Below are 23,615 nucleotides of genomic sequence, written 5' to 3'. Positions count from 1 at the left end.
CCGGAATGACCCGCTCGACCCGCGTCCGGCCGGCACGGACCCGCAGGGCGCGGGTCACCACCCTGCCGCAGCTGATGGCGACGGCCGTCGAGGCCGATCCGAACGGCCTCGCGGTCGTCCACGCCGACGCGACTGCGACCCTGGCCGAATTGAGCTATGCCGAGCTGGACGAGCGGTCCACCCGGCTGGCTCGGTTGCTGATCGATAGCGGAATCGGCCCGGAAGATCTGGTCGCCCTCGGCATTCCGCGCTCGCTGGATTCGGTGGTCGCGGTCTGGGCAGTCGCCAAGACCGGCGCCGGTTTCGTACCGGTGGATCCGAACTACCCGGCCGACCGGGTCGCGCACATGGTGACCGACTCCGGTGCGCGGCTGGGCCTCACCGTCGAGTCCGTGCGGGCCGACCTGCCCGGCGAGGTGCCCTGGCTGAGCATCGACGCCGCCGAGGTGGCCGACCGGCTGCGCCGCTACCCTGCCGACCCCGTCACCTACGCCGACCGGCTGCGCCCGCTGCGCGCCGAGCATCCGGCCTACGTGATCTACACCTCGGGTTCCACCGGTCTGCCCAAGGGCGTGGTGGTGACCCAGGCCGGGCTGTCCGGCTTCTGTGACGAGCAGCGCGAGCGCTACCGGGTCGATGTCGATTCGCGGACGCTGCATTTCGCGTCGCCGTCCTTCGACGCCTCGGTGCTGGAACTGCTGCTGGCCGTCGGCGCGGGGGCGACCATGGTGGTCGCGTCGCCCTCGGTGTACGGCGGCGACGAACTGGCGGCACTGCTGGCGCGGGAAGGGGTCACCCATGCCTTCGTGACGCCGGCGGCGCTGGCGTCGGTGGATCCGGCCGGGCTCGACGAGCTGCGGGTGGTGGTCGCCGGTGGTGAGGCGTGCCCGCCGGAACTGGTGCGGCGCTGGGTGATTCCCGTCGATCCGAGCGGAACCGGAGTGGGCCCGGACAGCCCGCTGCGCGAATTCTTCAACGGGTACGGGCCCACCGAGACCACCATCATGACCAACATCAGCGATCCGCTGGTGCCGGGCGAGACCGTGACCATCGGGCGGCCGATCCGCGGCATCACCGAATACGTGCTGGACGAGCGGCTCGCGCCGGTGCCCGCCGGTGCGGTCGGCGAGTTGTACATCACCGGCGCGCAACTCGCGCGCGGCTACCACCGGCGGCCGGGGCTGACCGCGGCGCGGTTCGTGGCCGATCCGTCCGGCGGCGGCGAGCGGCTGTACCGGACCGGTGATCTGGTGCGGCAGACCGCCGACGGCAGCCTGGAGTATCTGGGCCGCAACGATTTCCAGGTGAAGATCCGGGGTTTCCGGATCGAGCTGGGGGAGATCGACGCGGTGCTGGCCGCGCATCCGGACGTGGATTTCGCCGTCACGCTGGGCCACACCCTCGACACCGACGCCACCATCCTGGTCTCCTACGTGCACGCCGCCCCCGGCGCGGTGCTGGACACCGCGGAGCTGAGCGCGTTCGCCGAGCGCAGCCTGCCCGCGCACATGGTGCCGACGGTGCTGATGGAACTGGCCGAGATCCCGCTGACCCCGGTCGGCAAGCTCGACCGCGCGGCGCTGCCGGCACCGGTGTTGCAGTCCCGCGAATTCCGGGCCCCGGCGACCCGGCTGGAGGAACTGGTCGCCGAGGTCTTCACCGAACTGCTCGAACCCGCCACGACCGTCGGTGCCGACGACGACTTCTTCGAACTCGGTGGCAACTCGCTGATCGCGACCCGGGCCGCCGCCCGGCTGGCCGCGCGGATCGGTGCCCGGGTTCCGGCCCGGCTGCTGTTCGAGGCGTCCACGGTGGCTGCGCTGGCCCGGGAACTGGTCCCGCTGGAAGGCGCGGGCGCCCGGCTGCCGCTGACCGCCGGCCCGCGGCCGGACCGGATTCCGCTGTCGCCCGCGCAGCAGCGGATGTGGTTCCTCAACCAGTTCGAACTGGGTCGTGACTCCCACTCGGCCGGGGACAACATCCCGTTCGCGCTGCGGCTGTCCGGCCGTCTCGACGTCTCGGCGTTGCAGAATGCGTTCGTCGACGTCATCGAGCGGCACGAGGCGCTGCGGACGATGTACCCGTCCGTCGACGGCGTCGGCCATCAGGTCGTGCTCCCGATGGACCAGGCGATCCCGGATCTGGAACCGGCCCCGCTGGCCGAGTCCGGGATCACCGACTGGCTGAGCCGGTACGCGCTCACCGCCTTCGACGTGTCGGCCGAGATCCCGCTGCGGGTCGGCATCGCGCAACTCGGCCCGGCCGACCATCTGGTGATCGTAGTGGTGCACCACATCGCCGCCGACGGCGCCTCCATCGCGCCGTTCCTGCGCGATCTGCTGGTGGCCTTCCTGGCCCGCCGCAACCACGCGATCCCGTCCTGGACGCCGCTGCCGGTGCAGTACGCGGACTACACGCTGTGGCAGCGGGCGGTCCTCGGCGCGGAATCCGATCCGGAATCGCTCGCCGCCCGCCAGGTCGAGTACTGGCGGACCGCGCTGGCGGACCTGCCCGACCGGCTGGACCTGCCCGCGGACCGGGCCCGCCCCGGCGTGCCGTCCGGCCGCGGCGCCGAGTACGGCTTCGCCGTCGACAGCGAATTGCACGGGCTGCTGGAGGACTTGGCCCAGCGCACCGGCGCCACCCTGTTCATGGTGGTGCACGCCGCCTTCGCGGTGCTGCTGGCCCGGTTGTCGGGCACCGCCGACGTCGCGATCGGCACCCCGGTGGCCGGACGCGGCGAGGAGGGTCTGGACAACCTCGTCGGCATGTTCGTCAACACGCTCGTGCTGCGCGCCGAGGTGGATCCGGCGCAGTCGTTCGGCACGCTGCTGGAGGCGGTGAAACAGACCGACCTGAACGCCTTCTCGCATGCGGACCTGCCGTTCGAGCGGCTGGTCGAGGTGCTCGATCCGGTGCGCTCGCAGGCGCATCATCCACTGTTCCAGGTGGCGCTGTTCTTCCAGAACCTGGAGCGGCCCCGGCTGGCGCTGCCCGGCCTGACCGTGACGCCGATCGACTTCGACGGCGCCGTCGCGAAATTCGACCTGCAACTGACCGTGGTACCCGGCGAGCCCGGGGCCGGGCTGTCGGCGGCGTTCACCTACGCCACCGATCTGTTCGACGAACCGACCGTCGCCGGACTGGCCGACCGGCTGGTGCGGGTGCTGGAGACCGTCGCGGCCGATCCGGCCCGCGCCATCGGCGACATCGACCTGTTGCAGCCCGCCGAGCGGGTGCGAATCCTCTACGACTGGAACGACACCCGCTATCCGGTCGCACCCGATCTGCTGCTGGACGGCTACCGCCGCGCCGCGGCGACCTATCCGGACGCGATCGCGGTGGTGTTCGAGGGCGAGGAACTGAGCTACGCCGAGTTCGACGCCCGGGTCAATCAGCTGGCCCGCCTGCTGATCTCGCGCGGGGTCGGGCCGGAGACGCTGGTGGGTCTCGCGATTCGCCGCTCGGTGGATCTGGTCGTCGGCATGTACGCGATCGTCGCGGCCGGTGGCGCCTACGTGCCGCTGGATCCGGATCATCCGCGCGAGCGCATCGCGCACATCCTGGAGACCGCGCGGCCGGTGTGCGTGGTGACGACGGTGCACGACGGCACCTCGATCCCGGACGGCACCGCGCTGCTGCGGGTCGACACCATGGATCTGGGCCGGTTCGATCCCAGTCCGATCCGGCCGCGGGAACTGCTGCGGCCGCTGCGGCGGGACAATCCGGCGTACGTCATCTTCACCTCCGGGTCCACCGGACGGCCGAAGGGCGTCGCGGTCACCCACGCCGCGATCCACAATCAGGTCACCTGGATGCTGGCGGCCTATCCGCTGGGTACCGGCGACGTGTACCTCCAGAAGACCGCCACCACGTTCGACGTGTCGCTGTGGGGCTACTTCCTGCCGCTGGCGGCCGGCGCCAAACTGGTGGTGGCCACCCACGACGGCCACCGCGATCCCGCCTACGTCTCGGAAACCATTGCGGCGCAAGCGGTCACGGTGACCGACTTCGTGCCGTCGATGCTCACCGTGTTCGCCGCGCACACCCAGCGCGGCGCCGTCGACTCGTTGCAGGACGTGTTCGTCATCGGCGAGGCGCTGCCGCCGGAGACGGTGCTGGCGATGACCGAGCTGACCGACGCCCGGGTGCACAACCTGTACGGCCCCACCGAGGCCGCGGTCTCGGTGACCTACTGGCCCGCCAGCGGCGACGACCGGCCGACCGTGCCGATCGGGTTGCCGCAGTGGAACACTCAGGTCTACGTGCTGGACGGCCGGTTGCGGCCGGTGCCCGCCGGGGTGCCCGGCGAGCTGTACCTCGCCGGTGACCAGCTGGCCCGCGGGTACCTGCGCCGCCCCGATCTCACCTCGGATCGGTTCGTGGCCAACCCCTTCGGCGACGGCAACCGCATGTACCGCACCGGCGACCTGGTGATCTGGCGGGACGCCTCCGGTGATCTGCCGCCGCGGCTGGACTACATCGGGCGCACCGACTTCCAGGTGAAGTTCCGCGGGCAGCGGATCGAGCTGGGCGAGATCGAGACCGCGCTGCTGGCCCAGCCCGGAGTGAGCCAGGCCGTCGCGGTGGTGGCCGCCGGGCCGCTGGGCGATCAGCTGGTCGGTTACGTGGTGCCGGTGCCCGGCCAGCAGGCCGATCCGGAACGGCTGCGCGAGGGCATCGCGAAAACCCTTCCCGTGTACATGGTTCCGGCCGCGATCGTGGTGCTGGCGGAATTCCCGCTGAACACCAGCGGCAAGCTGGATCGCAAGGCGCTGCCGGATCCGGAGTTCACCGGCCGCGAGTTCCGTGCGCCGCAGACCGCGACGGAGCGGCTGGTCGCCGAGGTGTTCGCCGCGGTGCTGGGCCTGGCGGCCGAGGGCGACAGCGGGGCCGGGCTCGACGACGACTTCTTCGCGCTCGGCGGCAACTCGCTGATCGCCACCCAGGTGGTGGCGCGGCTGGGTGCGGCCCTGAACACCCGGGTGCCGGTGCGGGCGCTGTTCGAGACGCCGACGGTGGCCGGTCTGGCCGCGGCGGTCGCCGCGCTGCCCAAGGACCGGGCGATGCTGTTGCGCCGCGGCCCCGAACTGGGCTCGATCGAACGGCCACAGCCGCTGCCGCTGTCGCTGGCCCAGCAGCGGATGTGGTTTCTCAACCGCTTCGAACAGGCCGACGGCCGCGCCACCGTGGGGCTGGCCGCCTACAACCTGCCGTTCGCGCTGCGACTGACCGGCAGCCTCGACGTCGAGGCGCTGGCCGCCGCGCTGGACGACGTGGTGGAGCGGCACGAGGTGCTGCGCACGATCTACCCGGAGGGCCCGGACGGCCCGGTGCAGCAGATCCTGCCCGCCGCCGAGGCCCGCGTCGCGCCGGCCCCGCAGCGGGTGCCCGGCGCCGAGGTGCCCGCCGCGGTCCTGTCGCTGGCCGCCACCCCGTTCGACGTCACCGCCGACACCCCGGTGCGGGTGCGGTTGCTCGAGATCGCCGATCTGGCGCCCGGATCCCGGCGCGAATTCGTGCTGGCCGTGGTGGTGCATCACATCGCCGGCGACGCCTCCTCGATGGGGCCGCTGGTGCGCGACGTGATGACCGCCTACGCCGCGCGGACCTCCGGCGCGGCGCCGCAGTGGCGGCCGCTGCCGGTGCAGTACGCCGATTACGCGCTCTGGCAGCGGGCCGTGCTCGGCGACGAGCGCGACGAGAATTCGCTTGCCGCGCAACAGATCGCCTACTGGCGCCCGGAACTGGACGGACTGCCGGACCGGCTGGAACTGCCCGCCGACCGGCCGCGCCCGGCGGTGGCCTCGCTGGCCGGCGCCCGGGTGGGCGTCTCGGTCTTCGCGGACACCCACGCCACGCTGGCCGAACTGGCCCGCGCCCAGGGCACCACGCTGTTCATGCTGGTGCACACCGCGTTCGCGGTGCTGCTGGCGCGGCTGTCCGGCAGCGACGACATCGCCATCGGCACCCCGGTGGCCGGCCGCGGCGAACGCGAACTCGACGATCTGATCGGCATGTTCGTGAACACCGTGGTGTTCCGGACCCGGGTGGACCGCGGTGAATCCTTCACGGATCTGCTGCGGCGGCAACGGGAAACGGATCTCCAGGCGTTCGCGCACGCCGACGTGCCGTTCGAGCGGCTGGTGGAGGTGCTCAATCCGCCGCGGTCGACCGCGCACCATCCGCTGTTCCAGGTCGGGCTGTCCTTCCAGAACATCGCGCACACCGCGCTGGACCTGCCGGGGCTGAGCATCGAGAGCGTCGACGCGCTGCTGGACGTCTCGCAGTTCGACCTGCACCTGATCGTCGCCGACCAGTACGGCGAGGCCGGGGAACCCACCGGTATCGGCGGTTTCCTCACCTACGCCACCGATCTGTTCGACGAGACCACCGCCGCGGGCCTGGCCGCGCGGCTGATCCTGCTGCTCGGCGCGATCGCCGCCGATCCGGACGCCCCCGTCGGCGACCTGGACATCCTCACCCCCGAGGAACGCGACCAGGTGCTGCGCGCCCGCAACGAGACCGCGCGCGAACTGCCCTCGCCCGCGCGCCGCCGCGGCGACACCGCGCTGCGGCCCGGCGCGGGCCGGGACCTGTCCTGGCTGCTCGACCGGGCTACCGCGACCGCCCCGCAAGCCGTTGCGCTGGTGGCGGATTCGCCCGACGGCCTGGAAACCCTCAGTTACGCCGAGCTGGACACCCGGGTCAACCGGCTGGCCCGGCACCTGATCGCGCTGGGCGTCGGCCCGGAGTCGCGGGTGGCGCTGGCGATGCGGCGCTCGGTGGATCTGGTGGTCGCGATGTACGCGGTGGTGCGGGCCGGCGGCGCCTACGTGCCGATCGACCCGGATCAGCCCGCCGAACGCATCGGGTACATCCTCGACACCGCGGATCCGGTGTGCCTGCTGACGAATTCGGGTACCGCCTTCGGCGGTGACGACGAGCAGCCCGGATTGCAACTGGCGCCGAAGCGCCGCAGCGACGCGGTTCCGTCGGGTAAGGACCGGCGGCCCCGCTCCCGGGTGGTGGTCGTGGACGAACTCGACCTGTCCCGCCGCTCCGCCCTCGCGATCACCGACGCCGACCGCAACGCGCCGCTGCGCCCGGAGCACACCGCCTACGTGATCTTCACCTCCGGTTCGACCGGCCGGCCCAAGGGCGTGGCCGTCCCGCACAGCGCGGTGTTCAACCAATTGCTGTGGAAGAAGGCCGAATTCGGTCTCGACGCCGACGACGCGGTGCTGCTGAAGACCGCCGCCACCTTCGACCTGTCGGTGTGGGAGTTCTGGTCGGCGATCGTCTGCGGTGGCCGCCTGGTCATCTCGACCCACGACGGGCACCGCGATCCGGCCTATCTCAACGATCTGATCGCCCGCACCGGGGTGACCACCCTGCACGTGGTGCCCTCGATGCTGGACGCACTGCTCACCGATGCCGCGCATCGGCCGGTGGCGGAGCCGGAATCCGAGCCCGAGTTGCCGGCCGCCGCCGCGGTCTTCGGTGATCCGATTCCCGGCCACGAGGCGTTCACCCACGATCCGGGTGACGCGCCGACCATTCGGGTGCCGCTGGAGGCGATCTTCGGCGCGGTCCGTTTCGACGACGAAACCGGTACGGAGCGACCGGGATTGCCGTCCCGTACCGCCGCCGGTCTGCCGCGGCGGGTCCCGTCGGTATCGTTGACCGAGCGGCAGCGCGCCGACCGCTCCGCCCGGCCGCTGGAATCGAATCCCGGTGTGTCCATGTGGCGTTCGGCCGACGGCGCCGGATCGTCCGGGGCCCGGCCGGAACCCGGGGCCGGCCTCGCCGGACTGCGACGGGTGCTGGCGATCGGCGAGGCGTTGCCGGGGGCGCTGGCGCAGCGCTGGCTCGCCGCGTACCCGGCCGCACCGTTGTTCAACCTGTACGGCCCGACCGAGGCGGCGGTGTCGATCACCAGCCATCGGGTGACCGAGGCCGATCGCACCACGGTGCCGATCGGTGTGCCGGAATGGAATTCGCGGGTGTACGTGCTCGACACCCGGCTGCGGCCGGTGCCGGGCGGCGTCTCCGGCGAACTGTACCTGGCGGGCGCACAGCTGGCGCGCGGGTACTTCGGCCGCCCCGATCTGAGCGCGGACCGGTTCGTCGCCGATCCCTACGGTCCGGCGGGCACCCGGATGTATCGCACCGGTGACCTGGTGGCGTGGAACGCGACCGGAGAGCTGGAGTATCGGGGCCGCACCGACTTCCAGGTGAAGATCCGGGGCTTCCGGATCGAACTGGGTGAGATCGAGTCCGCGTTGCTGGCGCTGCCCGAGGTGGCGCAGGCGGTGGTGCTGGCCCGCACCGACCAGCGCACCGGCGATCGCCTGGTCGGCTATCTGGTGCCGGCGCAGCCGGAATTCGATGTGGCACGGGTGAAATCGGATCTGAGCGGGGCGGTGCCGTCCTACATGGTGCCGTCGGCCTTCGTCGTGCTGGACGCGTTGCCGCTCAACGCCAACGGCAAACTCGACCGGAAGGCGTTGCCGGAGCCGGAGTTCGAGACCGTCGCCTTCCGCGCGCCCGCCACCCCGATCGAGGAGATCGTGGCCGGGGCCTTCGCCGAGGTGCTCGACGGGGGCCGCGACGGCGGCCTGCGGGTCGGCCTCGACGACGACTTCTTCGCGCTCGGCGGTAATTCGCTGCTGGCCACCCAGGTGGTCGCACGCATCGGCGCCGCCCTCGGGGCCCGGGTGCCGGTGCGGACCCTGTTCGAGGCCGCGACCGTCGGCGCGCTGGCCACCGCGGTGGAACGCGGCGCCGGGCTGCACCCGCGGGTGCCGCTGGCCGCCGGGCCGCGCCCGGACCGCGTCCCGCTGTCGTTCGCGCAGCAGCGCATGTGGTTCCTCAACCAGTTCGATCCGGCCGCGGCGGTGTACAACATCCCGGCCGCGATCCGGCTGTCCGGGACCTTGAACGTCCCGGCGCTGCAACAGGCTGTCACGGATCTCGTCGCCCGCCACGAGATCCTGCGCACCCGCTATCCCGAGGCCGAGCCCGCGCGGCCGGTGCAGCAGGTGCTGTCGCCGGTCGACGTGCCGTCGCAGCTGGTCCCGGAGCGGCTCGGCGAGGAGCGGGTGGCGCACGAGGTGACCCGCCTGGTCGGCACCGGATTCGACGTCACCACCGACATCCCGTTCCGGATCCGGCTGTTCCAGCTCACCGCCACCGAATACGTGCTGGTGTTCGTCGCCCACCACATCGCGGCCGACGGCTGGTCGATGGGCCCGCTCACCCGGGACCTGATGGCCGCCTACGTCGCCCGGTCCGCCGGCACGCCGCCGACCTGGGCGCCGCTGGCGATCCAGTACGCCGATTACGCGCTGTGGCAGCGCACCGTACTCGGTGACGAGAGCGATCCGGACTCCCTGATCAGTGCCCAATTGGCGTACTGGACCAAGGAATTGGCCGCGCTGCCGGACGAGCTGAACCTGCCCGCGGACCGCCCGCGCCCGCCCGCGCAGTCCAACCGCGGCGGCCGTACCGATCTGGTGGTGCCCGCGCCGGTGCACGCCGCGCTCACCGAACTGGCCCGCCACCACAACGCCACCCTGTTCATGGTGGTGCACACCGCGCTGGCGGTGCTGCTGGCCCGGCTGTCCGGGTCCGACGACATCGCGATCGGCACCCCGATCGCGGGCCGCGGCGAACGCGAACTCGACGACCTGATCGGCATGTTCGTCAACACCCTGGTGCTGCGCAGCCGGGTCGAGCCGGGCCGCAGCTTCGCGGATCTGCTGGCCGCCAACCGGGAGACCGACCTGCGCGCCTTCGCGCACGCCGACATCCCGTTCGAGCGGCTGGTGGAGGCGCTGGACCCGGAGCGGTCCGCCGCCCGGCACCCGCTGTTCCAGGTGGCGCTGTCGTTCGAGAACCTGGCCGCCACCGGATTCGAACTACCGGGGCTGAGTTTCACCGCACTCGACCCGGCCGCCGACACCGCGAAATTCGATCTGCTGCTGACCATCCGGGAGCAGCGCACCGCCGACGGCGCCGAGGCCGGACTGGCCGCCGAATTCACCTACGCGCGTGATCTTTTCGACGAGTCCACGGTGGTGGAGATCGGGCACCGGTTCCAGCGCGTGCTGGCGGCGGCCGCCGCCGACGCCGGGGTCACGGTCGGCGATCTCGACATCCTCGACGCCGCCGAGCACGCGGATCTGGTGCACCGCACCGGCGCTCCCGCGGTGCGGCCGCGCAGCCTGCCGGACCTGATGGCCGCCGCGGTCGCCACCAACCCGAACGGGCCCGCGGTGGTGGCCGGCAACCGCAGCTTCACCTACACCCAGCTCGACACCGCGTCCTCGAAGCTGGCGCGGCAACTGGCCGCCTACGGCGCCGGGCCGGATGTGCTGGTGGCCGTGGCCATTCCGCGCTCGGTCGAGGCGATGGTGGCGCTGTGGGCGGTCGCCAAGACCGGCGCCGCGTTCGTGCCGGTGGACCCGACCTATCCGCCGGACCGGATCGCGCACATGGTCACCGATTCCCGTGCGCCACTGGGCGTGACGGTGCGGGCGGTCCAGCCCGGACTGCCCGCGCTGGACGGCGGCTGGATCGTGCTGGACGACCGGACCTTCGCGGCGGCCGTCGACGAATGGCCCGGCACCCCGCTGACCGCCGCGGACCGCCGTGGCGTGCTGCGCCCGGCCAACGCCGCCTACGTGATCTACACCTCCGGCTCCACCGGCCTGCCCAAGGGCGTGGTGGTCACCCAGGCCGGTCTGGCGAACTTCGCCGCCGAGCAGGTGGAACGCTATGGCCTGAGCCGCAATTCGCGTGCGCTGGCCTTCGCGTCGCCGTCCTTCGACGCCTCGGTGCTGGAACTGTTGCTGGCGCTGGGCGCCGGCGGCGCGCTGGTGCTGGTGCCGCCGCGCACCTTCGGCGGCGAGGAGCTGGCCGATCTGATCCGGCGCGGCCGGGTCACCCACGCCTTCCTCACCCCGTCGGTGCTGGCCTCGCTGGAGCCGGCCGCGCTGTCCGGGATGCAGGTCATCGTGGCCGGTGGCGAGGCCGTCCCGGCGGATCTGGTCGCCAAGTGGGGCGGGACCGGCACCGGCCGCGCCTTCCACAACGGCTACGGGCCGACCGAGACCACGATCATGACCAACATCAGCGATCCGCTGGCCCCCGGTGACCGGGTCACCCTCGGCGGCCCGATCCGCGGCATGCGGTCGCTGGTGCTGGACGCCCGGCTGCGCCCGGTGCCGGACGGGGTGGCCGGTGAGCTGTACCTGGGCGGTATCCAGCTGGCCCGCGGCTATCACGACCGCTCGGGGCTGACCGCCGCCCGCTTCGTCGCCGACCCGTACGGGGCGCCCGGCGCCCGGCTGTACCGCACCGGCGACGTGGTGCGGTGGCGCCGGGGCGGAGCGCGGCCGGAGGTGGAATACCTGGGCCGCAACGATTTCCAGGTCAAGGTGCGCGGATTCCGGATCGAACTCGGCGAGATCGACGCCGCGCTGGCGGCCCAGCCCGGGGTCGGGTTCGCCGTCACCCTCGGTCGCGAAACCGCCGCCGGGGCAACGATTCTGGTTTCCTACGTGCGGCCGTCGGCAGGCGCGGTGCTCGATCCGGCGGCGCTCACCGCGGCGCTGAGCCGCGGCCTGCCGGACTATATGGTGCCCACGGCGATCATGGTGCTGGACGAGATCCCGCTGACCCCGGTCGGCAAGCTGGATCGGCGCGCGCTGCCGGAACCGGTGCTGGAGGCCCGCGCCTACCGCGCCCCGCGCACCCCGATCGAACAGGCCGTCGCCGCGGTGATCGGCGAGGTGCTCGGGGTCGAACGGGTCGGCCTGGACGACGATTTCTTCGCCCTCGGCGGCGACAGCATCGTCTCGATCCAGGTGGTCTCGCGGGCCCGGGCCCGCGGCGTGCACTTCCTGCCGCGGGACGTGTTCACCGCGCGCACGGTCGAGGCGCTGGCCCGCGCCGCCGAGGCGGCCGCGGAAACGGCGGTGCCGCAGTCGGGTCCGCTGCCGCTGCTGCCGCGCGCGGTGCGGCTGCTGGCCCTCGAACCGGCCGGTCGCCAGGCGCGGGCGATCACCCTGGACGTTCCGGCCGACTGTGCCGCCGAACGGATCTGCGCCGCCGCGCAGGCGATGCTGGACCGGCATCCGATGCTGTCCGCGCGCCTGGACCGCGACGGTGACGCGCCTCGGCTGGTGCTGCCCGACGGGGCCGGCGATGTGGTGCTGCGCGGCTTCACGGCCGGCCCCGAGGCCGCCGAGGCCGCGGTGCGCGCCCTGGCCGCCGAACTCGATCCGGCCGCCGGTCACAACGTCGGCTTCGGCCTGATTCCGGCCGAGGACGAATCCGATTCCGGCACACAGGTTCTCGTGATGGTGGCGAACGGCCTGGTGGTCGACGACACCGCCTGGCGGATCATCGTCGACGAACTGTGCCTGGCCTGGTCGGGCGGGCACGCCGCGCCGGCCGCGGCCGAGACCGGCCCGGCGGGCCTGACCCGGGCGCTGGTCGCACGGGCGAGTGTGCCCGCCACGGTGGCTGAATTGTCCTGGTGGCAGCGCGCTCTGGCCGGGCATCCGGCGGAACTGGCGCTGCCGGGCGTGGATCCGGCCCGGCGCGGCCGGGTCTCGCTGGTGATCACCGCCGAGGGCGCGAGCGCCGTCGAGCGGGTCGGCGCCGCTTACCACACCACCGCCGAGGACGTGCTGCTCACCGCGCTGGCCCTGGTGCTGCGGCCGGAGTTCGGTGGCGCCGCGAGTGCGGCGATCGGCACGGTGGTGCAGCTGCCGGCCGACGGCCGGGCCGCCGCCGGCGGCGAACCCGGCGACACCGTCGGCGGATTCACCGCCCCCTACCCGTTCGTGCCGCATCTGGCCGATCTGGACCTCGGCGACGCGCTCGCCGGTGGCCCCGCCGCCGGTCGGGCCCTGGCCCGGATCAAGGAGTCGCGCCGGTCGGTGCCCTCCGGTGGCGTCGGCTACGGTCTGCTGCGCTACCTCGACGCGGACACCGCGCCCGAACTGGCCGCACTGGCCCAGGGCCGCATCGGTTTCCGCTACCGGGACCTGCGGCCCGCGCGGGTGCACCCGGAGCCGGCGACGCCGGATGTGTTGCTGGACATCACCGTCGACGCCACCGAGGACGGCCTGCTGGCCCGCTTCGACCATGCCGCCGAGGTGCTCGACGTCGACGCGGTCAAGGAACTGGCCGGACACTGGGTGCGCGCCCTCGGCGGCCTCGCCGAGCACGGAATGCGGCCGGACGCAGGCGGTTTCACCCCGTCGGACTTCCCGCTGCTGCACCTGTCGCAGGCCGATGTCGACCGGTTGTGCGCGGACTATCCGGCGCTGGAGGCCGCCTGGCCGGTGACCCCGTTGCAGTCGGGCATGTTGTTCCACGCGCTGCTGGCCGACGCCTCGGTCGACGTCTACACCGTGCAGTTCACCGTCGATCTCGACGGCAGCCTGGACGTGCGGCGGTTGCAGGAGGCGGCACAGGGCGTGCTGGACCGGCACGACAACCTGCGGGTGGCCTTCGCCGCCGATGCCGAGGGCAATCCCGTGCAGGTGGTGCTGGACCACGTCGAGGCCGCCTGGCGGCTGATCGACCTGAGCCGCCTGGAGCCGGAGGCGGTCGAGGCCGAGCTGGTGCGCATCCAGGAGACCGACTACGCCACCCGGTTCGACATGAGCGCCGCGCCGCTGCTGCGGTTCGCGCTGATCCGCCGGGCGCCGGGCTCGTTCCGGCTGCTGGTCACCAGCCATCACATCCTGCTCGACGGCTGGTCGATGCCGCTGCTGATGCTGGACCTGCTCAGCCTCTACGCCGTGGGCCCGCGCTCGCGGCGGTTGCCGCGGGTGCATTCCTACGGCGAGTATCTGACCTGGCTGGTGGCCCAGGACATGGACGCCGCCCGTGCGGCCTGGCGGTCGGCGCTGGCCGGGCTCACCGAGCCGACGCCGCTGGCGCCGGTCGACCCGGGCCGCGAGATCTCCGCGGGCGTCGGCGAGACCGGATTCGAACTGTCGGTGGCCGACACCACCGAGCTGTCGCGGCTGGCCGCCCGGCTCGGCGTCACCGTGAACACGGTGGTGCAGGCCGCCTGGGGTCTGCTGATCGGCCGCAGCACGGACCGCGACGACGTGGTGTTCGGCGCCACCGTCTCCGGCCGGCCGCCGCAGCTGCCCGGCGTGGAGACCATGGTCGGCCTGTTCCTCAACGCCATTCCGGTGCGGGTGCGGCTGACCGGCACCGACACCCTGGCGGGCCTGCTGCGCCGGTTGCAGTCCGAACAGGCGGCGCTGCTCGACTACCACTACCTCGGCCTGCGCGATATCCAGGACGCGGCGGGCGTCGACGCGCTGTTCGACACCCTGGTGGTCTTCGAATCCTTCCCCGTGGACCGCGACGGCCTGGACAAGGCCGGTTCGATCGACGGCATGACGGTCACCGGCGTCGGCTCGGTCAACGGCACGCACTATCCGGTGACGGTGATGGTGGTGCTGGACACCCAGCTGCGGATCTCGCTGAAATATCTGCGCGACGTGTTCGACGAGCCCGCCGCGACCGCGATGGCACAGCGACTCGAGGCGCTGATCGGCCGGTTCGTCGATACACCGCAGGCACCGGCGGCCCAGGTGGACGCGCTGCTGCCGGTCGAGCGCACCGAACTGGCGGCCCGCAACCGCACCGAGGCGCCGGACCTGCTCGACGAGGCCACTCTGCTGGACCTGTTCGACGCGCAGGTGACCCGCACGCCGCAGGCGCCGGCGGTGCGCTTCGGCGCGATCACGCTCAGCTACGCCGAGCTGGACGCCCGCTCGCGGGCGCTGGCGATGGTCCTCGCCGCGCGCGGGGTGGGGCCGGAGACCCGGGTGGCCGTGGCGATGCGACGGTCGCTCGAGCTGGTGGTGGCGATCTACGCGGTGCTGCGTGCCGGTGGGGCCTACGTGCCGGTGGATCCCGACCATCCGGCCGACCGCAACGAATACGTGCTGGCCAACTCGAGCCCGCTGTGCGTGCTGACCCACAGCGCGCACGGCTTCGAAACCACCGGCGCGGTACCGGTGTTCGCGATCGACACGCTCTGGCTCGGGGAATCCGGTGCGCGGCACCGGTTCCCGCAGGTGCATCCGGACAACGTCGCGTACGTGATGCACACCTCCGGTTCCACCGGACGGCCCAAGGGCGTGACGATCACGCACCGGCAGATGACCAACCAGTTCCGCTGGGCGCAGCGCACCTACCCGCACGGCCCCGGTGACATGGTGCTGCACAAGACCCCGATCACCTTCGACATCTCCACCTGGGAGTTGTTCTGGCCGTTGCAGACCGGCGCGGCCGTGGTGGTCGCCGAACCCGACGGGCATCGCGATCCGGCCTATCTGTCCCGGATCATCGCCGAGAACGCGGTCACCACCGTGCATTTCGTGCCCTCGATGCTCGACGCCTTCCTGGATCCGGATGCGAATCCCGCACTGCGGGAAGGACGTTGGCCGTTGCGGTGGATCTTCGCCGCCGGTGAGGCGCTGTCCGGGGAGACCGCGGCCGCCGTCGCGCGGCGGCTGCCCGCCGCGGAACTGGTGAACTGGTACGGCCCGGCCGAGGCCACCGTCGTGACCGCGTATCCGGTGACCGGCCCGGTGGGCGCCTCGGTGCCGATCGGCGCCCCGGTGGCCAATACCCGGGTGCACGTGCTGGATCGGCAGTTGCGTCCGGTGCCGCCGGGTGCGCCCGGCGAGTTGTACCTCGCCGGTGTGCAGCTGGCCCGCGGCTATCTGGGTGCGCCCGCGCTCAGCGCGGAACGGTTCGTGGCCGATCCGGCCGGGGCCGCGGGGGAACGGCTCTACCGCACCGGCGATGTGGTGCGCTGGCACGGCGAGGCGCTGGAGTATCTGGGCCGCAGCGATTTCCAGATCAAGCTGCGCGGCCAGCGGATCGAGCTGGGCGAGATCGAGGCGGTGCTGGCCGGGCACGCGGCGGTCCGGCACGCGGTGGTGGCGCTGGTCCGCGACGGCGGTGAGCGGCTGGTGGCCTACGTGGTCCCGGCGCCGGGTGCGGCGCTGACCGCGGCCACGGTGCTGGATCGGGCCCGGAAGTCGCTGCCCGCCTACATGGTTCCGGCCGCGGTGGTGGTGCTCGAACAGTTGCCGCTGAACGCCAGCGGCAAGCTCGACCGCAAGGCGCTGCCCGCGCCGCCGGCCCCGACCCGCCCCTACCGGGCGCCGTCGACCCCGCTGGAACAGGCGGTGGCGGGCGTATTCGCCGAGGTGCTCGGCGCGGACCGGGTCGGCCTGGACGACGATTTCTTCGCCCTCGGCGGCAACTCGCTGATCGCCACCCGCGCGGTCGGCCTGCTGCGGTCGGTCACCGGCGCCGACGTCCGGGTGCAGTGGTTCTTCACCGGATCGACGGTGGCGGAGCTGACCGAGCGGGTGCTGGCGGCGCTGGCCGGCGAGCACGATTTCGACCTCGGCAACGACGCGGCGCTCGAGGTGCTGCTGCCGATCCGGGCCACCGGCACCGGCGATCCGCTGTTCTGCATCCACCCGATGTACGGATTGTCGTGGAGCTACGCCGGTCTGGCCCGGTACGTGCCGGACCGGCCGATCCTGGGCCTGCAATCGCCGGCACTGTCCGAGGACGGTTACCTGCCGGTCTCGCTGCGCGACATGGCGGCCCGGTACGTCGCCGAGATCCGCCTGGTGCAGCTGCGCGGCCCGTACCGGCTGCTGGGCTGGTCGCTCGGCGGCGTGCTGGCGCACGCCGTGGCGGCCGAATTGCAGGCCGACGGCGAGGAAGTGGCGCTGCTGGCGATGCTCGACAGCCATCCCGACATCGACGTCACCGACTTCCGGGCTGCGATCCGGGCGGCACTGGCGGAAATCGGTATCGGCGCCGAGACGTTGGTGGGCGACGACATCCACGAGCTCAGTGACGAGGCGGTCGCCGCACTGCACGCCACCATCCCGGCGGACATGGCGGTGCTCACCCCGGATCGGGTGCGGCGCATCTACCGCAGCGCGGTCCGGTCCGCGGAGTTGATCGCCGACCATCGGCCGGCCGTATACCGCGGGCGGCTGCACTATTTCAGCGCGGTCGGGCACACCACGGCGGCTGCCGGGTGGCGCGACCATGTCGACGGTGACATCATCGATCACCCGATCGGTGTCGGTCACGATCAGATGACTTCTCCGGCCGCACTGGCGGAGATCGGTCCCCGACTCACCGACCTGCTCGCTTCTTCCCGGCACGAACACGCCGGGGCGGACAACGATTCGGACACGCCCCGTCGGGCATGATAGGGAATTGCCGTGCGGCAGCGAGCATGTGTCGGGACCCGGAAACGCAGAGCTGACAGTGAAGGTGTGAAACATTGAATCGTCGACACGTCCGGCGTAGAGGGCTACGGGCCTCGGCCGCCCTCGCGGCCACAGGGATCCTCGCGGGAGTTCTGACCGCGATCGGCACCACCCCGGCCTCCGCCGATCCGATCATCGCGTCGAAGAGCTTGTTCTCCGACCCGCGGTCCGCGGACGGGTCGTACATCAGCAAGGCGACCTACAAGGACGACCGCAGCATCCGGCTCTACGTCTACTCCGCCGCCATGGACGAGACCATTCCGGTCGACGTGCAGCGGCCCGCGGACGCGTCGGTCCCGCGCCCGACGCTGTACCTGCTCAACGGCGCCGGTGGCGGCGAGGACGACGCCTCCTGGCAGAAGCGCACCGATATCGTCCACGGATTCCTCACCGACAAGAACGTCAACGTCATCCAGCCCATCGGTGGCAAGTGGAGCTACTACACCGACTGGATCAACGACGATCCGGTGCTGGGCCGCAACAAGTGGAAGACCTTCTTCACCGAGGAATTGCCGCCGCTGATCGATTCCTCGCTGGGCACCAACGGGGTCAACGCGATCGCCGGGCTGTCCACCTCCGGCACCGCGGTGCTGAACCTGCCGATCGCCAAGCCGGGGCTGTACAGAGCGGTCGCCGCGTACTCCGGATGTGCGCAGACCGCGGATCCCGTGGGCCAGACCTACGTGAAGCTCGCCGTCAACACCTGGGGCGGCGGCGACACCGTGAACATGTACGGCCCGGACAACTCGCCCGAGTGGGCGGCGAACGATCCGTACATCCACGCGGACGAACTGCGCGATCTGGATCTGTACCTGTCGACCGGCAACGGGCTGCCCGGCGTGTACGACACGCTCGACGGTCCCTACGCCCTGGCCGGTTCCTACGGCCTGGCCAACCAGATCCTGGTCGGCGGCATCATCGAGAGCGCCGTCAACCAGTGCACCCACAACATGAAGGCGCGGCTGGATTCGCTGGGCATCCCGGCGACCTACAACTTCCGCAACAGTGGCACCCACTCCTGGGGCTACTGGCGGGACGACTTCAAGGATTCCTGGCCGGTGCTCGCGCACGGTCTGGGTCTGGAGTAGGACCGATCCCGCCGACTCCGGCGATTCGAGCGCCCCGGTCACGTCTGTGGCCGGGGCGCTCGGCTTTTCCGGTGGTCTGCTCCGCAAAAATTTCGGTTAACCGTAAAATATTTTCATGAACACCGTAGTTGCCGCGTCGCGATCGAGGTGGCGACGGGCCCGCACGGCATCGGCCCTGCTGGGGCCCGCGTTCGTGGCCGCCGTCGCCTATGTCGATCCGGGCAACGTGGCATCCAATGTCAGCGCCGGCGCCCGCTACGGATATCTGCTGGTGTGGGTGGTGGTGCTGGCCAATGTGATGGCCGCGCTGGTGCAGTACCTGTCGGCGAAACTCGGCCTGGTCACCGGCCGATCGCTGCCCGAGATGGTTCGCGAGCGGGCCAATCGGCCGGTGCGGCTGGCCTATTGGGCACAGGCCGAACTGGCCGCGATGGCCACCGATCTGGCCGAGGTGGTCGGCGGCGCGATCGCGCTGCAACTGCTGTTCGGGCTGCCGCCGTTGCTCGGCGGACTCATCACCGCCGCCGTGTCCATGGTGTTGCTGGTCGTGCAGAACCGGGGCGGGCAGCAGCCGTTCGAGCGGGTGATCATCGGCCTGCTCGCGGTGATCTCGGTGGGATTCGTGGCGAGCGTGGTGCTCTCGCCACCCTCGCTGTCGCACACCGTGCACGGCCTGCTGCCGCGCTTCGACGGCACGCCGAGCGTGCTGCTGGCGGCGGCGATCATCGGCGCCACCGTGATGCCGCACGTGATCTACCTGCATTCCGGGCTGGCCCGGGACCGGCACGGGCATCCCGCGCCGGGACCGGGCCGGGCGCGGCTGCTGCGCGCGACCCGCTGGGACGTCGGCGTGGCCATGCTGATCGCCGGTGTGGTGAATCTGGCGATGCTGCTGCTGGCCGCGCACACCTTCGGCGGCCGCGGCGACATCGACACCATTCCGGGCGCCTACGACGCCGTCCGGGCCGCGCTCGGGCCCGGCGCGGCGCTGCTGCTGGCCGTCGGCCTGCTGGCCTCGGGCCTGGCCTCCACCTCGGTCGGCGCGTCCGCCGGGGCGATGATCATGGCGGGTCTGCTGCGCCGCCGGGTGCCGCTGGCGGTGCGCCGCATCGTCACGCTGATCCCGGCGCTGGTGGTGCTCGTCGCCGGCGTCGACACCACCCGCGCGCTGATCGTGTCCCAGGTGGTGCTGTCGTTCGCGATCCCGTTCGCGCTGATCCCGCTGGTCCGGTTCACCGGCGACCGCGCCCTGATGGGCGGCGATGTGAACCATCGGCTCACCACCACCGCCGCCTGGGTGATCACCCTCGTGATCAGCGGGCTGAACCTGTTGCTGATCTATCTGACCGTCACCGGCCGCGACTGATCCGCCTCACCCGTGCCGCATCCGGAAGATGGCCTTGGCCAGCCGCAGATGCCGGGGATGACGGTCGAAGGTGGAGAGGTTGACCGGGGCCCGATAGCGGCGCGCGGCGATGGCGAGGGTGCGGCTGAACTCCCGCAACCCGGCCTCGCCGTGGGTGTGGCCGCGGCCGTACTCGCCGACGCCGCCGAACGGCATGGCCGGGATGCCGGCGTAGGCCATCGACGAATTCAGCGTCACCACACCGGTTCTGATGCGTTCGGCCAGTTCGGCGCCGAACCGGGTGTCGCGGGTGAACACCGAGACCGCCAGGCCGTGGTCGACGGCGTTGATCCGCGCCACCGCCTCGTCCATGGTCGGCACCGCGTTGATCACCAGCACCGGGCCCACCGCCTCGGCAGTGATGGCCAGGCCGTCCTCGGGCACGTCGGTCAGCACGATCGGTTCCACATACGGTTCGCGGATCGACTCCAGGCCGCCGACCACCGCGCGGCCGCCGCGGGCGATGGCGTCCTTCACCTGCCGTCGCACCGCCTCTGCCTGGGTCTCGCGGACCATCGGACCGTAGGACGCCTTGCGGTCGCCACCGGGTCGCAGCCGTTTCGCCAGCGCCACCACCTTGTCCAGCAGCGGTTCGTAGACCGATTCGGCCACGTACACCCGCTGGATTCCCGACGGGCTCTGCCCGGCGTTGGACATCGCGCCGAAGATCGCGGCCTCGGCGGCGGCGTCGAGTTCGGCGTCGACGTCCACCACCATCGCGCCCTTGCCGCCGCGTTCCACCACGACCGGGGTCATGGTCTGCGCGCACAGCGAGATCACGTTGCGGGCACCGGTTTCCGAGCCCGCGTAGGCGATCTTGTCCACCCCCGCCTGGCACAGCGCGGCCCCGGTCGAGTCGTCGCCGGTGATCGCTTGCAGCACGGGCTGATCGGGCACCAGCCGCTGCCAGCTCTCGGCCAGCCACAGGCCGACGCCGGGAGTCAGCTCACTGGGCTTGAACACCACCGCATTGCCGGCGGCCATCGCGGTGGCGATCGAACCCATCGGCGTGAACACCGGATTGGTCCACGGGCCCAGCACACCCACCACGCCCAGCGGCAGATAGCCCACGGACGCACGCTGATTGCGGGACAACCAGGTGGAGCCGAGCCGTCGCCGGCCCAGCGATCGTTCGGCGTGCCGCGCCACCCAGTCCAGATTCTCCACCGCCAGCATCACTTCGATGGCGGCGTCGGTCTCCGGCTTGCCGGTCTCCGCGCAGACCACCTCCACCAGCTCGCCGAGCCGCCGGGCGATGGCGCCCTTCCATTCCAGCAGCCAGCGCCGTCGGTCGGCGAATCGTAAGGCGCCCCACCAGCTCTCGGCGGATCGCGCGGCCCGCACGGTGGCCGCCACCACGTCCGGGCCGGCGACACTGTAGGTGCCGATGGACTCGCCGGTGCGTGGATCGTAGGACGTGAGCGCCGGGACTCGGCCCGGCCCGGCCTGCGCCGCCGTCTGCGGCTGCGCGGATTCGACCATGGGGTCACCTCTCGCTGGGCGAAAAACTCCGGTAACCGGTCGTCTCGCGTGTCGACCGAGGGGGCCGGCGCGACCGCGCCGGCGTGGGTGTTCCCCTGCCGCCAGATTATGGGCGGTGTTGGTCAAGCGACAAGAAACCCGTGTTCACGCAGACCGATCGGTTCGTGTCGGGACCAGCATCAATTTCCTGGTTGACCGTCCGGTTCGGAAATTTGTGAGGAAAGCCACATTTCACCAGCGTCGCCCGGTGCGGCGGAGTGCCGCATGCCGGACCGATGCGGTTCCCGGACCCGGGCCAGTAACATCGCGCGAGGTGGATGGGATCACCACACCGGGACGCGCGTGCGACTCGGACTGTCCGGTCGCCGTCCCAGCGGATAGTGCAGAGCCGTCCCGGCGGATGTGGAGAGTGGATGCCGAGCCTCGAGAAAACCGGCGTAGTGGATGCAGCGGAATCCGGTCAGGAGTCCGGGGGCGCGGATGCGCGCGGTCCGGTCGTCGCCGAACCCGCCGTACGGGTGGTGGACGTGCACAAGTCCTTCGGCGAGGTGCGGGCGTTGCAGGGCATCAGCTTCACCGCCGCGCGGGCCGGTGTGCTCGGCATCCTCGGCCCGAACGGGGCCGGTAAGACCACCACCGTGAAGATCCTGTCCACGTTGCTGCGCCCCGATTCCGGCACCGCCGTGGTCGCCGGGCACGATGTGGTGCGCGACGCCGCCGGGGTGCGTCGATCGATCATGATGACCGGGCAGTATGCCGCCCTGGACGAGAACCTGTCCGGCCGCGAGAACATCGAACTGTTCGGGCGGCTGATGGGTCTGGGCAAACGGGCCGCGCGGCAGCGCGCCGACACCCTGCTGGAGGAGTTCGATCTGGTCGGCGCGGGGCGGCGGGCGGTGCGGCACTACTCCGGCGGTATGCGCCGGCGCATCGACATCGCCTGCGGGCTGGTGGTGCGGCCGGAGGTGGTGTTCCTCGACGAGCCCACCACCGGGCTGGATCCGCGCAGCCGCCAGGGTGTCTGGGATCTGGTCACCGCGCTCAAGCGGCAGGGCATCACGGTGTTGCTGACCACGCAGTACCTCGAAGAGGCCGATGTGCTCAGCGACAACATCATCGTCATCGACAAGGGCACGGTGATCGCCGAGGGTACCGCAGACGAGCTCAAGGAACGCACCGGCGGCAGTTATTGCGAAGTGGTGCCGCTGGATCCGACGAAGCTCGGCGCGGCCGTGGCCGCGCTCGGTGATCTGGTGCCGGAGGCGGTGCGCAACGATGCCGCGGGTAACGGTGACAAGCAGGTCGATCGGGTGTCGATCCCGGCTCCCGATGGGGCCGGGACGCTGGCCGAGGCATTGCGGCGGCTGGACTCGGCCGGGGTGGAGCTTGCCGATATCGCGTTGCGGCGGCCGTCGCTGGACGACGTGTTCCTGTCCATCACCGGGCATTCGGGCGGTCATTCGTGACCACCGTCTCGGCCGTCGCCGCGGACGGGCTGTTTCACGCGTTGCCGCCGGCCCGGCCGTCCTCGTTCGCGCAGTGGCGGGCACTGACCGGGCGCATCGTCCGGACCATGGCGTTGCGAGGTGAACTGGCCTTCGCGGTCGTCACGCCGCTGGTGTTCACGCTGGGGTTCTATCTGCCGCTGCGCTACGTGATGAAATTCCGCGGGATCGACTACGCGCAGTTCGTGATGCCGATCATCGTGTTGCAGACCATGTCGTTCACCATGATGTCCAATGCGCAGCTGGCCGCCTTCGAGGCGCTGACCGGGCTGCACAGCCGGTTGCAGACGATGCCGATCGGGTCGCTGGTGCCGTTGGGCTCGCGACTGTCGGCGGGGCTGGTGCGGTCGGTCACCTCGCTGGCCGCGGCGATCGGGTTCGGGTATCTGATCGGGTTCCGGTTCGTCGCCGGGTTCTGGGAGGCCGCGTTGTTCTGCGGGTTCTCGCTGGCTGTCGGGACGGTGCTGGCCATCGGGGCCGATGCGCTGGGGTCGCTGACCAAGAGTCCGGAGGCGTTGAGCCAGGCGTTGACGCTGCCTACGTTGATCTTCGGCATGTTGTCCTGCGGGTTCGTGCCGGAGTCCGGGTTTCCGCAGTGGATCCGGCCGTTCGTGCGCAACCAGCCGATCTCGCAGTTCTCGTTCGCGTTGCGGGACATGGCCGCGCACGGGGTGAGCTGGCAGGTCGCGTGGGTGCCGGTGGTGTGGGTGAGCGGGCTGGCGGTGGCGTTCGTGCCGCTGGCGATCTGGGCGAGTGTGAGGCGATCGTGAGCGTCGTG

At 71.5% G+C, this 23,615-nt stretch carries 6 protein-coding genes; 5 read left to right on the top strand and 1 reads right to left on the bottom strand.

Annotated features, from left to right (window positions below):
• Window positions 1-149: 149 nt before the first annotated feature.
• From LBW94_RS12460 to LBW94_RS12450, 3 genes are all read left to right on the top strand, one after another.
• Window positions 150-17,297: an amino acid adenylation domain-containing protein gene (locus tag LBW94_RS12460; protein ID WP_416276896.1), complete on the top strand. Its 17,148-nt coding sequence runs from the start codon at window positions 150-152 to the stop codon at window positions 17,295-17,297.
• A 152-nt stretch (window positions 17,298-17,449) separates the two neighbouring features.
• Window positions 17,450-18,445, top strand: coding sequence for an alpha/beta hydrolase (locus LBW94_RS12455; RefSeq protein ID WP_225057814.1), 996 nt, complete (start codon window positions 17,450-17,452; stop codon window positions 18,443-18,445).
• Window positions 18,446-18,560: 115 nt separating this feature from the next.
• Window positions 18,561-19,811 (top strand): Nramp family divalent metal transporter, encoded by a 1,251-nt coding sequence (locus LBW94_RS12450; protein ID WP_225057712.1) that lies wholly within the window; start codon window positions 18,561-18,563, stop codon window positions 19,809-19,811.
• 6 nt (window positions 19,812-19,817) lie between these two features.
• Here the strand turns inward: LBW94_RS12450 and LBW94_RS12445 are convergent, their stop codons facing one another.
• Window positions 19,818-21,332 (bottom strand): aldehyde dehydrogenase family protein, encoded by a 1,515-nt coding sequence (locus tag LBW94_RS12445; RefSeq protein WP_225057713.1) that lies wholly within the window; start codon window positions 21,330-21,332, stop codon window positions 19,818-19,820.
• Between the two features lie 413 nt (window positions 21,333-21,745).
• On the opposite strand from LBW94_RS12445, the gene LBW94_RS12440 reads away from it, so the two are divergent.
• Together LBW94_RS12440 and LBW94_RS12435 are read left to right on the top strand one after the other, a co-directional pair.
• A complete protein-coding gene (locus tag LBW94_RS12440) occupies window positions 21,746-22,798 on the top strand; it encodes an ATP-binding cassette domain-containing protein (protein ID WP_225057714.1) in 1,053 nt (350 codons plus the stop codon).
• A complete protein-coding gene (locus LBW94_RS12435; RefSeq protein ID WP_416276873.1) occupies window positions 22,795-23,607 on the top strand; it encodes an ABC transporter permease in 813 nt (270 codons plus the stop codon). The genes LBW94_RS12440 and LBW94_RS12435 overlap by 4 nt, the downstream gene beginning before the upstream one ends.
• Window positions 23,608-23,615: the final 8 nt, after the last annotated feature.

The sequence above is a fragment of the Nocardia sp. alder85J genome (genome assembly GCF_020176955.2).
In the GTDB taxonomy this organism is placed as follows: Bacteria; Actinomycetota; Actinomycetes; order Mycobacteriales; family Mycobacteriaceae; genus Nocardia.
Note: the sequence above shows the minus strand (reverse complement) of the source record. Positions and strands in the feature narration are given on the sequence as shown.

Excerpts from the sequence above, each read along its gene's own strand:
- LBW94_RS12450 (WP_225057712.1), top strand. The coding sequence starts at position 18,561 with ATGAACACCGTAGTTGCCGCGTCGCGATCGAGGTGGCGACGGGCCCGC.
- LBW94_RS12445 (WP_225057713.1), bottom strand. The coding sequence starts at position 21,332 with ATGGTCGAATCCGCGCAGCCGCAGACGGCGGCGCAGGCCGGGCCGGGC.
- LBW94_RS12440 (WP_225057714.1), top strand. The coding sequence starts at position 21,746 with ATGCCGAGCCTCGAGAAAACCGGCGTAGTGGATGCAGCGGAATCCGGT.